A 15,502-nucleotide genomic window follows, 5' to 3' on the forward strand; every position below is an offset into this window, starting at 1 on the left:
CACAGGGACGCGGAGCGTCCCGGGCGGCATTCCCACGCAGAGCGTGGGAACGATCATCCGGAAAGCCGTCGGCCCGTATGCTCGGGTTACTTCGCCGCCCAGGAGTTGAAGCGCTGCTCCAGTTGCTCACCGTTGTCAGCCCAGAAGCTGACGTCGATCTGCACCTGGTTGGCGATGTTTTCCGGGGTGGTCGGCATGTCTTTCAGGACATCCTTGGCCAGCAGCGGTACGGCTTGGGTGTTGGCCGGGCCGTAGGCGATGTTTTCCGAGTAGGTCTTCTGCTGCTGCGGCTGTACGGAGTAGGCGATGAATTTCTTCGCCGCTTCCGCACGCTTGGCGTCGAGACCTTTAGGGATCGCCCACGCGTCGAAGTCGTAAATGCCGCCGTTCCACACCACTTTCAGGTTGGATTCTTTCTGCACCGCCGCGATGCGACCGTTGTAGGCCGAGCTCATCACCACGTCACCGGAGGCGAGATACTGCGGCGGTTGTGCGCCGGCTTCCCACCATTGGATGTTCGGCTTCAGCTCGTCGAGCTTCTTGAATGCGCGATCCTGACCACCCTTGCTCGCCAGTTCCTTGTAGACGTCTTTCGGCGCCACACCATCGGCCATCAAAGCGAATTCGAGGGTGTACTTGGCGCCTTTGCGCAGGCCACGTTTGCCCGGGAATTTCTTGGTGTCCCAGAAATCCGCCCAACTGGTTGGCGCGGTTTTCAGCTTGTCGGCGTTGTAAGCCAGTACGGTCGACCAAACGAAGAAGCCCACGCCGCATGGCTGAATCGCGCCTTTGACGTAGTCTTCGGATTTGCCGAACAGCGCCGGGTCGAGTTGCTCGAACATGTCTTCGTCGCAACCACGGGACAGTTCTGGCGATTCAACTTCCACCAAATCCCACGACACGCTCTTGGTGTCGACCATGGCTTTGACTTTGGCCATTTCGCCGTTGTATTCGCCAGCGACGATCTTGCCGTTGCCCGCCGCTTCCCACGGTGCGTAGAAGGCTTTGACTTGCGCCGCCTTGTTCGCCCCGCCAAACGACACCACGGTCAAATCCGGGCCAGCGGCCATTGCGCTTGCCGCACCCATCAGGCCCAGGGTCAGGGCGGTGAACTTCAGGGATCTCAACATTTATTGTTCTCTCCACGTGCAGGGTTGGTGTTGGTATTGCCGGGGCGATTAATGCGCCTCTAGAAGTGGGTCGAGAGCACGTACGTGCTCGACCTGCCAGCCAAGCGGAACCACGTCACCGACGGCGAGCGCAGGATCGAGCTCGGCAATCGGTTGTTTCACGAAGAAGTCGGTTTTGCCACAGACTTCCAGGCGCACCCGGACGTGGTCGCCCAGATAGATGAATTCCGCCACCCTCCCTGAGAAGCGGTTGACGCATTGATCGCTCGAACCGTTGAGGCTGACGCGCTCCGGACGGATCGACAAAGTCACCGGTTCGCCGGTCTGGCCGACATTGACCGCCAGCGCCTCGACCTTTTCGCCACGGCCCAACTCGACCACGCAGCGCTCGCCGCTCTGGCTGAGCAGGCGGCCGTTGAGGCGGTTGTTCTCGCCGATGAAGTTGGCCACGAAGGTGTTTTTCGGTTCTTCGTAAAGCGTGCGCGGCGGGGCGATCTGCTGGATTTCGCCTTGATGGAATACCGCGACGCGGTCAGACATGGTCAGCGCTTCACCCTGATCATGGGTCACGTAGACCACGGTCACACCGAGGCGCTGGTGCAGGTGTTTGATTTCCATCTGCATGTGTTCACGCAATTGTTTGTCGAGGGCGCCGAGGGGTTCGTCCATCAAAACCAGTTGCGGTTCGAACACCAGCGCGCGAGCCAATGCCACCCGTTGCTGCTGACCGCCGGACAACTGCGCCGGGTAGCGCGAGGCGAATGCGTCGAGCTGGACCATGCTGAGGACTTTCTTCACGCGGTCGCTGACATCGCTTTTGTTCAGGCCACGCACGGTCAGCGGGAACGCGAGGTTTTCGGCCACGGTCATGTGCGGGAACAGCGCGTAGTTCTGGAACACCATGCCGATGTCACGCTTGTGCGGCGGCACGTTATTGATCGAGCGCCCGGCCAGCAGAATTTCGCCAGCGGTCGGCGTTTCGAAACCGGCGAGCATCATCAGGCTGGTGGTCTTGCCGGAACCGGACGGCCCGAGCAGGGTAAGGAATTCGCCTTTGCGAATGTCCAGGTTGAGGTCTTTGACGATCAGGTTCTCGCCGTCGTAGCTCTTCTGCACTCCACGAAAGCTGACCAGCACATCACTGGCCCCTGCGTTTGTATCGACCTGGCTCATACCCACACCTTTGTTGTTGATGACTGCTTGTGGATTAAGCCTAGTGGTTGCTGACAGGCGCGCAAATCGGGGCGCAGGAGAGAATCGCCTCAGCCGGATGGAAGGTTGGGGGTAGGGATTGCCCTACAAGGATGGCGTTAATGGATAAGGCAGTGGCGAGTGACAAGCTGCGAGCCGCAAGAACAAGCAAAAGCGCCTGTCGCTAATGGATATGCCTGCATTCTCAGGCTACATAGAGAACCCTGTGGGAGCTGGCTTGCCAGCGATAGCGGTGAGTCAGCCGACATCGATATGACTGACATGCCCTTATCGCTGGCAAGCCAGCTCCCACAGGTTTTTGTGGTGTGTTTAGAGGAGTTTGTGTTCCATCGCGTATTTGACCAGTTCGGCCAGCGAGGTGATGTTGAGCTTTTGCATCAGCCGCGCCTTGTGGGTGCTGATAGTTTTGCTGCTCAGCGCCAGTTGCTGAGCGATGTCATTGACGTTGGCGCCTTGGGCCAGGCGCTCGAACACCGAGAATTCGCGTTCGGACAGCAGCGAATGCAATGGCCGGGCATCGGTCAGGCCGACTTCGAAGACCATGCGGTCGGCCAGATCCGGATCGATGTAGCGCCCGCCCGCCGCGACTTTGCGGATCGCTGTGAGCAAGAGTGCCGGATCGCTGTCCTTGGTCGCGTAACCGGCGGCGCCAATCTTCAGCGCTCGCGCAGCCATCTGCGCTTCATCGTGCATCGACAGCACCAGAATCGCTGGTGGATTGTTCAATGCACGGATGCGAGGGATCGCTTCGAGGCCGTTGACCCCGGGCATGGAAATATCGAGTAGCACCACTTCGCACGGTACATGGCGCAGGGTTTCGAGCAGTTGTTCGCCATTGCTCGCCTCGCCCACCACTTGCAGATCCTTGGCCAGGCCAATCAATTGCTTGATGCCTTCGCGGACGATGGTGTGGTCTTCGGCTACCAGTACACGGATCAAATTTTTTCTCCAGACTTCAGGCAAACACTAATCCCTGTAGGAGTGAGCCTGCTCGCGATAGCGTCAGCTCAAACACCACAGACTTTCAGACCTCACTCACCGGCACCCGCACCACCAGACTGGTGCCCTCCCCCGGCTCACTCTCCAGCACCAGCCGCCCGCCCATGATCAACACCCGCTCGCGCATGCCGACCAAGCCAAACGACGTTGGCCGACCGGTAGCGGCGACAAATCCTACGCCATCATCACTGACCGTCAGACACAATTCGTCGCCGGCAAGCTCCAGCGTCAGTTCCACAGTATGCGCCTGGGCATGGCGCATCACGTTGGTCAGCGCCTCCTGCAAAATCCGGAACAGGCCAATCGCCTTGGCATCACTGAGCACTGGCAGATTGTCCGGCACCTGCACCAGACACGGAATCTGTGTGCGCGCTTCAAACCGCCGCGCCTGCCACTCGATGGCCGAAGCAATCCCGGCATCGAGAATCGGTGGCCGCAGCGCCGTCGCCACATCGCGCACCAACTGGAACAACTGGGCGATCAGGCGCTTCATGCTGTTCAGCCGTTCGTTCAGACCGGGGTCGAGTTGCGCGTAGGCCAATTCGCACATTGATGTCTCCAGTTTCAGCACGGTGAGCATCTGCCCCAGTTCATCGTGAACCTCGCGAGCGATGCGCGCCTTCTCTTCTTCGCGCACGCTCTCCAAGTGCGCTGACAGTTCGCGCAGTTGTTCGCGAGAGTCGGCCAGTTCGAGCTCGATGCGTTTGCTCTCGGTGATGTCCCAGACAATGCCGTCCCAGACGTAAGCGCCATCCTCGAGTTGCCGGGTGATCGCCTTGATCTCGGCCCAGCGCTGCTCGCCCTGACGGGTGAGGATTCGCCCCTGCCACGACCAGTCGCTGTCGGTGTCCAGCGCCTGATCCTGAGTGCGGTGGTAACTGGCCTTGTCGTCCGGGTGCACCAGACTGCGCAGGCCCATGTCGCGATGGGCAATAGCCGCCGGGGCGTATCCGACCAGGCTTTCGCTGCCCTCGCTGATGTAGGCAAAGTCGATTTGCCCAGTGACTGGCGCCCGTTCCAGACGAAATACCAACCCCGGCACGTTGGCGGCGATGCCTTGCAGACGCGCCTCGCTTTCCTGCAACGCCGCCAATGCCCGACGGCGTTCGGTGACGTCGGTGAGGTAAACCACCAGGTATTCGCTGTCGCGAAAGCGCAGGAAACTCAGCGACACATCCGCCGGCAAAACACTGCCATCGGCGCGCACGCAACTGGTCTCGAAACTCAGCGGCCCCTCTTCACTGGCCCGTGCGCGCTTCCACAAATTGAGCCAGCGATCCATGTGCAGACCCGGCTCGAAATCGATCAGCGGTCGCTCGATCAACCCGCCCGAGGGATAACCGAGCATGACTTCGGCCGCACGGTTGGCGTAACGCACATGGCTGTCCCAATTGACCCAGAGGATGCCGACAGTGCTTTGATCGATAGAAAACTGTGTCAGCCGCAAAGCCTCTTCGCTGGCGGCGCGCAAGGCGATGTCTTCCCGCGCGGCGAGCAAGCGTTGTTCAAGGCTGTGCTGCTGACGCCGCTGCCAGAACACAATCGCCACGCAACTGAGCAGCATCACCGCGAACAACAGGCTGAGGTTCTGCCAGAACCCCGGCGACTCTGAGAGTCGCGGGTATTTCGGTTGCAGCCATTGATTGTGCAGTTGCTCCAGATCCTTGGCCGGGATTGCGCGCAAAGCACTCTGGACGATGCCGGCCAGTTCCGGCCAGTCGCGGCGCGAGGCGACCCGCAACAACTGCGGCAGACCGATATCACCGACCACCACCAATTCGGCGAACTCCGGTTCTGCGGACAGGCGCCCGAGTTGCGCCTCATCGACCACCGCGTATGCCGCCTGCTGGCTCAACAGTAATTGCAGCGCCTGACGCTCCAGCGGCACGCCTTGCAGGTTCAGATGCGGATAGTTGCCACGCAGATAATCGGCCGTTGTGCTCGGCATGCGCACCGCCACGCGGGTCTGGCTGTCGAGTTTTTCCAGATCGACTACAGCGCCGGCCTTCTGATCGCTGACAATCAGTTGTGGCACGCGCATGTACGGATCGGAAAACTGCCACAGCCGCAACGCGCTCGGGGTCTGGCTCAAACCCGGAGCGATGTCGATCTCGCCTTCGCGCAGCGCTGTTTCCAGTTGCGCCAGGTCTTGGAAATTGCGCCAGCTCAGTTCGACGTTGAGCGCCTTGGCCAGCAACTTCATCAACTCGACGTTGGCCCCCGACAGCCGCTGCAGGCGTCGATCGTAGGTTGCATACGGCGCCTGCAACACCAGTCCGACGCGCAATTCATGGTGCTGCGCCAGCCATTGCTGCTGGCTCACCGACAACTGCGCAGCGTGTATCGGCGGCGCAGGCGCCGCCCAGCCCATCAAGGGAAACCACAAACAGCCGATAACCCACAGGCAGCAAAATCGCTTCATTGAAGTCTCATACACTGACAAATTCTGACCAACCCATTAGGCTGCCGGGATACTTTCTGGCCTGGAATAACCGATGCCCTCTGTCTACCGCCTGGCAATGCCAGCATTGTGCCTGTCGCTGCTCCTGCCTTGTGCGTTTTCCGTCGAAGCCGCCGATCCGGCACCTGCCGCAGCCGCGGAAAAACCTGGCGAAGAAAAACCCGTCGAACGCCAGCCACTGCTTGAGCGTAGTCAGGAAGAGGCCGCCGCACTGGAACGCAAGGTGCCGGCGCAAGAACAGCAACAATTGCAGGCGGGCAGCGATACGTTTCTCGCCCTGTGGAAACCAGCCAACACCGCCGAACCCAAGGGCGCGGTGATCATCATTCCTGGCGCGGGCGAAACCGCTGACTGGCCCCAGGCAATCGGCCCATTGCGGCGCAAACTGCCGGACGCCGAGTGGAGCAGCCTGAGTATCACCCTGCCTGATCTGCAAAGCGATGCCATCGCACCGCGAGTGATCGAGCCTGCCGCTGCGCCGAAAGCGCCGGAAACCGGCAGCAAGGATGCCACCACCGCACAACCGATCGAGCAGGCCGCCGGAGGTGAAGCCGAAGTGGCCGATCAGGTCGTTGCCGAGACCACCGAAGAACAAGCCAAGGCCGATGCCGAACGCATCTTCGCGCGCATCGATGCCGCGATTGGCTATGCCGAACAACAGAGTGCACGGAGCATTGTCGTGCTCGGTCACGGCACCGGCGCCTATTGGGCCGCACGCTATCTGAGCGAGAAACAAACGGCGCAAATCGAAAAGTTTGTCATGGTCGATGCGCAGGTGCCCGCCAAGGCCAAGCCGCCACTGGTTGAACTGACGCCGACACTGAAGCTGCCGACTGCGGATATTTTCTACATGGACAAACCGCTGGATCGCCACGCCGCGCTGGAGCGCATGCAGGCGAGCAAGCGCTTGAAGACCTCGGCGTTCAGCCAGGTAGCGCTGCATGCGTTGCCGGATAACAAGGCTGAACAGGAGCAACTGTTCCGCCGGGTGCGCGGCTGGTTGAATCCGCAGAGCACCGACTGATAAAAGCAAAAGCAAAAGATCGCAGCCTTCGGCAACTCCTACAGGAAACGCATTCCAAGGTAGGAGCTGCCGAAGGCTGCGATCTTTTGATCTTCAACGGTCAGCGAAAATCCCGCCGCTCACGAACCAACGTGTAGGCATTGTGCAGCTCCCGGGTTTTCTCGGTCGCTTCCCGCACCTGCGCCGCCGTCGCGCCGGTGCCGGCAATCTTGTCCGGGTGATGCCGGCTCAACAGCCGCCGGTACGCCCGTTTGATCTGCGCCGGTTCACTGGTCGCCGACACCCCAAGCAAGCGCATCGCTTCCTGATAACTCACCGCCGCACTGACGATCGGGCGCTTGCCCGGTTCGTAATCGCTGGCCAACGCTTGCACCTGATGCGTCGTCCAGCCCAGCCATTTGCCCCACTGCGCCAACAGCTCGCGCTCGCTGACACCGGCGCGGCCATCGGCCCAGACCATTCGCCAACAGGCGCGCAATACGCCTTCGGCAGCATGCGGTTGCGCACTCAGACGCTTCAGATAACCGCGCAGATTATCGCTGCCGGACTTGCCGCGATTGAACGCGGCAATCGCCCGACGCGTTGCCGGCTCGCCCATCTCCAGCGCACGCATCTCGTTGCGCGCCTGATGGATATGCCCGTCGGTAACCCGACCGTCGCTCTTGGCCAGACGTCCGAGCAGCACAAACAACAACTCGTCGTTGCGCAGCATTGGCCGCCCGCCGAGCTTCTCGCGCAAATGCCCCCAGCTCTGCAAATGCAAGCGCCGATCCAGCGCCTGCCCCAACAATGCCCCAAGCATGGCCCCCGGAATGCTGGCAATTGCAAAACCCGCTCCGGCTCCAATCAGAGTCCCTGGCCACAACATGTCAGCGACTCGCTTCTATCAAGGCTTCAGCTTCAGCCAGACGCTCGTGGGTGCCGACATCCACCCAGTGACCTTTCAACCGCTCGCCAGTGACTTCACCGTCCGCCATGGCTTTGCGCAATAGCGGTGCGAGTTTGAAAGCACCGTCCACACAACCGTCGAACAGTTGCGGATGGAGCACGGCGATACCGCTGTAGGTCAGGGTTGCTGCGTCCGTTTGGCCGTCGCTGACTTGACCGTCAAACAGACAGAAGTCGCCGCTCGGGTGATGCGCCGGATTATCCGCCAGCACCAGATGCGCCAAACCATTAATCGGCTGGTGCAGCACGCTGAAGTCGTAATCGGTCCAGATATCACCGTTGACCACCAGAAACGCATCGTCACCGAGCAGCGGCAGCGCACGGAAAATTCCGCCGCCGGTTTCCAGCGGCTCGCCTTCCGGCGAGTACTCGATGCTTACGCCGAACTGCGAGCCATCGCCGAGATAATCTTCGATCTGCTGACCGAGCCACGCATGGTTGATGACGATCTCGTTAAAGCCGGCTGCCGCGAGGGCGCGCAGGTGATACTCGATCAATGGCACGCCGTCGGCTCGCACCAGCGGTTTTGGAGTGGTCAGGGTCAGCGGGCGCATGCGCTCGCCTTTGCCCGCCGCCAGAATCATTGCCTTCATGCTGTTGCTCCACCCCGCAGGCTGGTGAACAGCGCTTGCAGCTCAGCCAGTTCAGGACGCCGGGCGATCACCGCTTCTATATAAGAGAAGAAGCGCGGCACGTCGGCCAGGTAACGAGGCTTTCCATCGCGGTGGCAGATGCGCGCGAAAATGCCGATGACTTTCAGGTGGCGCTGTACGCCCATCAGGTCACTGGCGCGCAGGAAGTCTTCGAAGTCCGGCTGCACCGGAATGTTCAGCGCCGAGGCTTGCTGCCAGTACCTTTCCAGCCAGCCACGCACGCGTTCTTCAGGCCAACTGAGGAAAGCGTCCTTGAACAGGCAGGTCACGTCGTAGGTCACCGGGCCATAAACGGCGTCCTGGAAATCCAGCACGCCAGGATTCGGCTCGCTGAGCATCAGGTTGCGGGGCATGTAGTCGCGGTGCACCAGGACTTTCGGCTGGGCCAGGGCGCTGTCGATCAACAGATCGCTGACCTTCTGCCACTGTTGTTGCTGAGTCGAATCGAACTCGACGCCGAGTTCGTGTTTCACGTACCACTCGGGGAACAGTTCCAGTTCACGGCGCAGCAATGCGACGTCGTAACTCGGCAACGGTGCAACCATCGGCAACTGCTGAAAAGCCAGCAGCGCTTGCAGGGCATCCTTGAACAACGCATCTGCATTTTCGCCATCGATCACGTCGAGATAGGTCTTGTTGCCCAGGTCATTGAGCAAAAGAAAGCCGCGTTCGAGGTCTTCGGCATAAATTTTCGGCACATTTATTCCGGATTTCGCCAGCAAAAACGCGATATCCACGAACGGTTTGCAGTTTTCCTGCGGCGGCGGTGCGTCCATCACGACGAAGCTGCGACCGGCGCCTTCCCAACGGAAGTAACGGCGGAAACTCGCGTCGCTGCTGGCCGCGGTCAACGTGGCCGGGGGCACGGCGCCCCAGCCCTGATCCGCAAACAGGATTGCCAACTGCTCATCGAGCCAAACTTTCAGGTGTTGCAAGCGTACATCTTGGTCAGGCATTGCAAGGGTCTCCGACGGCGCTAGCCGTCAAGCGGGTCATGCTTTATTATCCAGCATCTTTTTCAGACCATCGAGAGGCGTGCGGCCCACACCGCGGGCAGATGGCACGCAGGAAGCCCGGACTAATAAGATGGCATTGAAATCCCCCGCGTTTCGTAAAAAATTTCCGTTGTTGGTAACCGGCAGTCTGCTGGCTATGCAACCTCTGGCCAGTCAATTCGTTGTTGCCGCCGAGCAGTATGACTGCTCCGTCTCGGCTTCGGGTGGTTGGGCCTGTGCGCCCAAATCAACCGCTGCAGCTTTGCCGCCACGCCCAGTGCACGACGGCAGTGCCGTCAGCGCCACCGGCGAGGCAGCGAGCGAGAACGGTTCGGCTGCCGACACAGGCCCTAAAACGGCACTGGTCACCGAAGCCAAAGGCCGCGGTCTGAAATCCCGTAGCGAAGACTTCAGTCACCTCGACTGGGTTCCGCGCGAGAAGCTCACCGCCGCCCAACTGGCCGAGACCGGTCCGTATTGCTCGGGTGCCTACATCGAGCCGACTCGTCCTGGCATGAATGACAAGACGAATAAAAGCGATGCTCCGACCTTTATCGGCGCAAAAGCTTCGCGCTATAACACTGATGATCAAGTCGGTACGCTGGCCGGTGATGTCGTCCTGCGTCAGGGCAGCATGCAGGTCGAGTCCGACGAGGCCAGCCTGTACCAGGCCGAGAGCCGCGCCGAACTCAATGGCGACGTGCGTATCCGTGACAACGGCGCGCTGATCGTCGGCGACCACGCTGATGTACAGCTCGACACCGGTGAAGCCAAGGTCGACAACGCCGAATACGTGATGCACAAATCGCGCATCCGCGGCAATGCGCTGTACGCCAAGCGCGCCGAGAACGCGATCATCCGCTTGAAGGACGGCACGTACACCACGTGCGAACCGAACAGCAACGCCTGGCAGCTCAAGGGCAACAACATCACCTTGAACCCGGCCACCGGCTTCGGTACTGCGACCAACGTGACACTGCGGGTCAAAGACATTCCGATCCTGTACACGCCGTACATCTACTTCCCGATCGACGACCGTCGTCAGTCCGGCTTCCTGCCGCCGACAATCGGCACCGGCAGCGATACCGGCTTCATGCTGGTCACGCCTTACTACTTCAACCTGGCGCCGAATTACGATGCCACGTTGTACCCGCGTTATATGGCCAAGCACGGCTTGTTGATGGAGGGCGAGTTCCGCTACCTGACCAAATCCAGCGAAGGTCAGTTTGGTGCCGCGTACCTGAACGACGAGGACGACGAGCGCAAAGGCCAGACCGACTACGAAAAAACCCGTTACATGTACAACTGGCAGCACAAGGGCGGTCTCGATTCCCGCGTGCTGACTCAGGTTGACTACACCAAGATCAGCGACCCTTACTACTTCCAGGATCTGATGACTGATCAGATTGGCGTGAAGAGCGAGGATTACGTCAATCAACAGGGCTCGGTGACCTATCGCGGCGACAGCTATACGGCGCGATTGAATGCTCAGGCTTATCAGTTGGCAACCGTCTCGAACATCACGCCGTATGATCGTCTGCCGCAGATAACCTTCAAAGGCCAGCTCCCTGACCACCCACAAGGGCTAGACTTCGACTACGAAACAGAAATCGTTCGTTTCGAACGCGACTTGAAGGATGGCAACTTTGTTAACGAAGACGGCACGGTCGAGCGTCGTCTTGATAACAACGTATTTGGTCTGGGGCGAGCGAATGGCGACCGTCTCAACTTGAAACCAAGCGTCAGCCTTCCCTTGGAATGGACCTACGGCTTCCTGAAGCCGTCGGTCAAGTATCAGTACACTCAGTATCAACTTGATCTGGATGGTACCGGCAAGTCGCAAATTGCTTCGTTAAGTCCCGCAGATCAAAAGCTCAACGGGCGGTTCGATAGCAGCCAGAATCGCGGCGTACCGATCGTCAGTATCGACAGCGGTCTGTACTTCGATCGCAACACATCCTGGTTCGGCAAGGAATACCGCCAGACACTGGAGCCTCGCCTGTTCTACCTCTATGTGCCTGAGAAAGATCAAGGGGACATTCCGGTTTTCGACACCGGCGAATACACCTTCAATTATGCATCGCTGTTCCGCGACAACCGGTTCTCCGGTGCCGACCGCGTCGGTGACGAGAATAAGTTGTCGCTGGGTGTTACCAACCGCTGGATTGAAGAAGACGGTTTCGAACGGCAACGAATCAGTGTCGGTCAAGCGCTGTATTTCAAGGACCGCAAGGTCCAGCTTCCGGGTATCGATGCGAGCACTCGCCAAGACTCCCAAGCCAATGTTTCGCCGTACGCTCTTGAATACGAATACCGCTGGAATCGCGATTGGCGCACGACGGCCGACTACAACTGGGACCCGGACAGCCGCAGCCCGCGCTCTGGCAGTGCGATGTTCCACTACCAGCCTGAAGACAACCCGAACAAGGTCATCAACGCCGGCTATCGCTATCGCAATGACCAGGTTCGTTATGACCAGAACACAGGTCGATGGTCGGTGGGGGGTGGTGACTACGGCAGTCCGGGCCAACCTGGCTACGTGAAGGACTACTACAAGATCCAGCAGCATGACTTCTCGGTCATCTGGCCGATCGTTCCGCAGTGGAACGCGATCAGCCGCTGGCAGTACGACTACAACCGCAACCGTACGCTGGAAGCCTTCGGCGGTTTCGAATATGACAACTGCTGCTGGAAACTGCGCCTGATCAACCGTTACTGGGTCAGTTTTGACGAAAACAGTCAGAACGCCCCGGAAAACGAAAAAGGCGACCATGGCGTCTTCCTCCAAATTGTTCTGAAGGGACTCGGCGGCCTCACTGGCGCCAAGGTAGAGAGCTTCCTCGACAAAGGCATTCAAGGTTATCGTGAACGTGAAGACCAAGCTTTCTGATTGTCTGCGCCCGCTGATGCTGGGCGCGCTGTTCCTGGGTACGGCGGCCAACGCCGCCGTACAGTCCATCGATAAAGTGGTTGCGATTGTCGACAACGACGTGGTCATGCAGAGCCAACTGGACCAGCGTGTCCACGAAGTTCAGCAGACCATCGCCAAGCGTGGGGGTGGCTTGCCACCTCCAGGCGTGCTGGATCAGCAGGTGCTTGAGCGCCTGATTGTCGAGAACCTGCAACTGCAGATCGGCGAACGTTCCGGCATCCGCATCACCGATGAAGAGCTGAACCAGGCTGTCGGCACCATTGCTCAGCGCAACAACATGACGATTGAGCAGTTCCGTGGCGCTCTGGCTCGTGACGGTCTGAACTATGACGACGCCCGTGATCAGATCAAGCGTGAAATGATCATCAGCCGTGTGCGTCAGCGCCGTGTGGCAGAACGCATTCAGGTATCGGAACAGGAAGTGAAAAACTTCCTCGCCTCCGACCTGGGCAAGATGCAACTGTCCGAAGAACTGCACCTGGCCAACATCCTGATCCCGACGCCGGAAAGCGCCAACTCTGAAGCGATTCAGAGCGCCGCCCGTCAGGCCATGGAGGTTTACCAGCAACTCAAGCAAGGCGCTGACTTCGGTCAAATGGCCGTTGCCAAGTCCGGCAGCGACAACGCCCTGGAAGGCGGCGACATGGGCTGGCGTAAAGCCGCTCAACTGCCCCCGCCATTCGACCGCGAGCTGAGCAGCATGGCTGTCGGCGACATCACTCAACCTGCACGCACGCCGGGTGGCTTCATCATTCTGAAGCTGCTGGCAAAACGTGGTGGCGAAGCGCAGATGCGTGACGAAGTGCATGTCCGCCACATTCTGGTCAAGCCAAGCCCGATCCGCGACGAAGCCAAGACTCAGGCGCTGGTGCAATCGCTGTACGAGCGCATCGTGGCCGGTGAAGACTTCGCCGAACTGGCGAAGAACTACTCCGAGGATCCGGGTTCCGCCCTCAACGGCGGCGACCTGAACTGGATCGACCCGAACGCACTGGTGCCGGAATTCCGCGAAGTGATGGCCAAGACCCCACAAGGTCAGCTGTCCAAGCCATTCCAGACCCAATACGGCTGGCACGTTCTCGAAGTCCTTGGCCGCCGTGCCACCGACAGCACCGAACAAGCCCGCGAGCAGCAAGCCATGACCGTACTGCGTAACCGCAAATACGACGAAGAGCTGCAAACCTGGCTGCGTCAGATCCGTGACGAAGCGTACGTAGAGATCAAACTTCCTGGTGCAGACCAGGCAGCGCAGTGAAACCCCAGCGTTTCGCGCTGACACCCGGCGAACCAGCCGGCATCGGTCCCGACCTGTGCCTGCTGCTCGCCTCGCAAGCCCAGCCACATCCCCTGATTGCCATCACCAGCCGCGATCTGCTCAAAGAGCGGGCCGCGCAGCTGGGGCTGGCCGTCGATCTGCTGGATGTCGGCCCGAATCACTGGCCGGACGCCCCGGCGCCTGCTAATAGCCTGTATGTCTGGGATACACCGCTCAGCGCCCCCGTGGTTGCCGGGCAACTGGACAAGGCCAATGCCGCATTCGTCCTCGAAACCCTGACCCGCGCCGGCAACGGCTGCCTGAACGGCGACTTCGCCGGGATGATCACAGCGCCAGTGCACAAGGGCGTGATCAACGAGTCAGGCATCGCATTCTCCGGGCACACGGAATTCCTGGCTGACCTGACCCAAACCGCCCAAGTCGTCATGATGCTGGCGACACGCGGTTTGCGCGTCGCACTGGTCACCACTCACCTGCCCCTGCGTGATATTGCTGATGCGATCACGCCAGAGCGGCTGGAGCGGGTCACGCGAATTCTGCACAGCGACCTGCAAAACAAATTCGGCATCGCCCAGCCACGCATCCTGGTCTGCGGGCTCAACCCGCACGCGGGTGAAGGCGGACACCTGGGCCATGAAGAAATCGACATCATCGAACCCACCTTAGAGCGCCTGCGCGGTGAGGGCATGGACCTTCGTGGCCCGCTGCCTGCCGACACTCTGTTTACCCCCAAATATCTGGAGCACTGCGACGCAGTGCTGGCGATGTACCACGACCAGGGCCTGCCTGTACTTAAATACAAAGGCTTCGGCGCTGCCGTCAACGTGACGCTGGGCCTGCCGATCATCCGCACGTCGGTCGATCACGGCACAGCCCTGGATCTGGCCGGCAGCGGCAAGATCGACACCGGCAGCCTGCAAGTCGCCCTGGAAACCGCCTACCAGATGGCCGAGACCCGTTTATGACCGAGCAATACCAACACAAGGCGCGCAAACGCTTTGGCCAGAACTTCCTGCACGATGCCGGCGTTATCGACCGCATCCTGCGCTCCATCAGCGCCAAGTCTGAAGACCGCCTCTTGGAAATCGGCCCGGGCCAGGGCGCACTGACTGCCGGCCTGCTCAATTCCGGCGCGCAGCTCGACGTGGTGGAACTGGACAAGGACCTGATCCCGATCCTCAACCAGCAGTTTGCCGGCAAGAGCAACTTCAACCTGCACCAGGGCGATGCACTGAAGTTCGATTTCAACACGCTCAACGCCGCGCCGAACAGCCTGCGTGTGGTCGGTAACTTGCCGTACAACATCTCGACGCCACTGATTTTTCACCTGCTGAACAACGCCGGCATCATTCGCGACATGCACTTCATGTTGCAGAAAGAAGTGGTCGAACGTCTGGCCGCAGGCCCGGGCGGTGGTGACTGGGGTCGTCTGTCGATCATGGTTCAGTACCACTGCCGCGTAGAGCACCTGTTCAACGTCGGCCCCGGCGCGTTCAACCCGCCGCCGAAAGTCGACTCGGCGATCGTCCGCTTGGTGCCGCACGCCGTGCTGCCGCACCCGGCCAAGGATCACAAGTTGCTCGAGCGCGTTGTGCGCGAAGCGTTCAACCAGCGCCGCAAGACGCTGCGCAACACCCTCAAGCAATTGCTCAGCAATGCCGAGATCGAGGCCGCCGGTGTCGATGGCAGTCTGCGTCCGGAGCAACTGGATCTGGCCGCGTTCGTGCGCCTGGCCGACCAGCTCGCCATCCAGGCCCCGGCCTCCCCCGCCGCTGACTGACAAACGATGAACGCTATCGGGCAGGACGCCACTCTGGTTTACTGCCCGATACTTGCCTAGACTGATTCCCCATCAGCTACGCCCCGCGTTCC

12 protein-coding genes are annotated in these 15,502 nt (G+C 60.2%); 5 read left to right on the forward strand and 7 right to left on the reverse strand.

Translation table 11 applies throughout. From position 1 onward, the window contains the following. Positions 1 to 86: 86 nt before the first annotated feature. From AC3Y64_RS25415 to AC3Y64_RS25430, 4 genes are all read right to left on the reverse strand, one after another. Complete coding sequence (locus tag AC3Y64_RS25415; protein WP_489985630.1) at positions 87 to 1,130, reverse strand: ABC transporter substrate-binding protein; 1,044 nt, start codon at positions 1,128 to 1,130, stop codon at positions 87 to 89. Positions 1,131 to 1,178: 48 nt separating this feature from the next. Next, on the reverse strand, positions 1,179 to 2,303 hold the full coding sequence (locus AC3Y64_RS25420) for an ABC transporter ATP-binding protein (protein WP_134177997.1): 1,125 nt from the start codon (positions 2,301 to 2,303) through the stop codon (positions 1,179 to 1,181). A gap of 348 nt (positions 2,304 to 2,651) precedes the next feature. Continuing rightward, positions 2,652 to 3,281 (reverse strand): response regulator, encoded by a 630-nt coding sequence (locus AC3Y64_RS25425; protein WP_489985631.1) that lies wholly within the window; start codon positions 3,279 to 3,281, stop codon positions 2,652 to 2,654. 85 nt (positions 3,282 to 3,366) lie between these two features. Beyond that, positions 3,367 to 5,763, reverse strand: coding sequence for a PAS domain-containing sensor histidine kinase (locus AC3Y64_RS25430; RefSeq protein ID WP_489985632.1), 2,397 nt, complete (start codon positions 5,761 to 5,763; stop codon positions 3,367 to 3,369). Positions 5,764 to 5,836: 73 nt separating this feature from the next. Between AC3Y64_RS25430 and AC3Y64_RS25435 the strand changes: the two genes are divergently transcribed. Next, entirely contained in the window at positions 5,837 to 6,826 is a 990-nt protein-coding gene (locus tag AC3Y64_RS25435; protein ID WP_489985633.1) for an alpha/beta hydrolase family protein, read from the forward strand. Positions 6,827 to 6,926: 100 nt separating this feature from the next. Here the strand turns inward: AC3Y64_RS25435 and AC3Y64_RS25440 are convergent, their stop codons facing one another. Genes AC3Y64_RS25440 through AC3Y64_RS25450 form a run of 3 tightly spaced genes read right to left on the reverse strand, consistent with a single transcriptional unit; the run spans position 6,927 to position 9,383 of the window. Next, entirely contained in the window at positions 6,927 to 7,694 is a 768-nt protein-coding gene (locus AC3Y64_RS25440; protein WP_489985634.1) for a DnaJ domain-containing protein, read from the reverse strand. Between the two features lies 1 nt (position 7,695). Continuing rightward, positions 7,696 to 8,367, reverse strand: coding sequence for an N-acetylmuramate alpha-1-phosphate uridylyltransferase MurU (gene murU / locus AC3Y64_RS25445; RefSeq protein WP_489985635.1), 672 nt, complete (start codon positions 8,365 to 8,367; stop codon positions 7,696 to 7,698). Continuing rightward, positions 8,364 to 9,383, reverse strand: a complete 1,020-nt coding sequence (locus AC3Y64_RS25450) for an aminoglycoside phosphotransferase family protein (RefSeq protein WP_489985636.1) — start codon at positions 9,381 to 9,383, stop codon at positions 8,364 to 8,366. Before AC3Y64_RS25450 ends, murU begins: the two co-directional genes overlap by 4 nt. Positions 9,384 to 9,513: 130 nt before the next feature. Between AC3Y64_RS25450 and AC3Y64_RS25455 the strand changes: the two genes are divergently transcribed. From AC3Y64_RS25455 to rsmA, 4 genes are read left to right on the forward strand one after another with little or no spacing between them, the layout of a single operon-like run. Then, positions 9,514 to 12,312 (forward strand): LPS-assembly protein LptD, encoded by a 2,799-nt coding sequence (locus tag AC3Y64_RS25455; RefSeq protein ID WP_489985637.1) that lies wholly within the window; start codon positions 9,514 to 9,516, stop codon positions 12,310 to 12,312. Further along, entirely contained in the window at positions 12,287 to 13,609 is a 1,323-nt protein-coding gene (gene surA / locus AC3Y64_RS25460; RefSeq protein ID WP_489985638.1) for a peptidylprolyl isomerase SurA, read from the forward strand. Before AC3Y64_RS25455 ends, surA begins: the two co-directional genes overlap by 26 nt. Then, positions 13,606 to 14,595 (forward strand): 4-hydroxythreonine-4-phosphate dehydrogenase PdxA, encoded by a 990-nt coding sequence (gene pdxA / locus AC3Y64_RS25465; protein WP_489985639.1) that lies wholly within the window; start codon positions 13,606 to 13,608, stop codon positions 14,593 to 14,595. The genes surA and pdxA overlap by 4 nt, the downstream gene beginning before the upstream one ends. Next, a complete protein-coding gene (gene rsmA / locus AC3Y64_RS25470) occupies positions 14,592 to 15,410 on the forward strand; it encodes a 16S rRNA (adenine(1518)-N(6)/adenine(1519)-N(6))-dimethyltransferase RsmA (RefSeq protein ID WP_489985640.1) in 819 nt (272 codons plus the stop codon). The genes pdxA and rsmA overlap by 4 nt, the downstream gene beginning before the upstream one ends. Positions 15,411 to 15,502: the final 92 nt, after the last annotated feature.

Source organism: Pseudomonas sp. 4CAES_32.4 (genome assembly GCF_058136335.1).

Bases quoted from the DNA above. Each gene is read 5' to 3' on its own strand.
- AC3Y64_RS25455 (WP_489985637.1), top strand. From the start codon at position 9,514: ATGGCATTGAAATCCCCCGCGTTTCGTAAAAAATTTCCGTTGTTGGTA.
- AC3Y64_RS25435 (WP_489985633.1), top strand. From the start codon at position 5,837: ATGCCCTCTGTCTACCGCCTGGCAATGCCAGCATTGTGCCTGTCGCTG.
- AC3Y64_RS25415 (WP_489985630.1), bottom strand. From the start codon at position 1,130: ATGTTGAGATCCCTGAAGTTCACCGCCCTGACCCTGGGCCTGATGGGT.
- AC3Y64_RS25450 (WP_489985636.1), bottom strand. From the start codon at position 9,383: ATGCCTGACCAAGATGTACGCTTGCAACACCTGAAAGTTTGGCTCGAT.
- AC3Y64_RS25420 (WP_134177997.1), bottom strand. From the start codon at position 2,303: ATGAGCCAGGTCGATACAAACGCAGGGGCCAGTGATGTGCTGGTCAGC.
- rsmA (WP_489985640.1), top strand. From the start codon at position 14,592: ATGACCGAGCAATACCAACACAAGGCGCGCAAACGCTTTGGCCAGAAC.
- AC3Y64_RS25430 (WP_489985632.1), bottom strand. From the start codon at position 5,763: ATGAAGCGATTTTGCTGCCTGTGGGTTATCGGCTGTTTGTGGTTTCCC.
- murU (WP_489985635.1), bottom strand. From the start codon at position 8,367: ATGAAGGCAATGATTCTGGCGGCGGGCAAAGGCGAGCGCATGCGCCCG.
- AC3Y64_RS25440 (WP_489985634.1), bottom strand. From the start codon at position 7,694: ATGTTGTGGCCAGGGACTCTGATTGGAGCCGGAGCGGGTTTTGCAATT.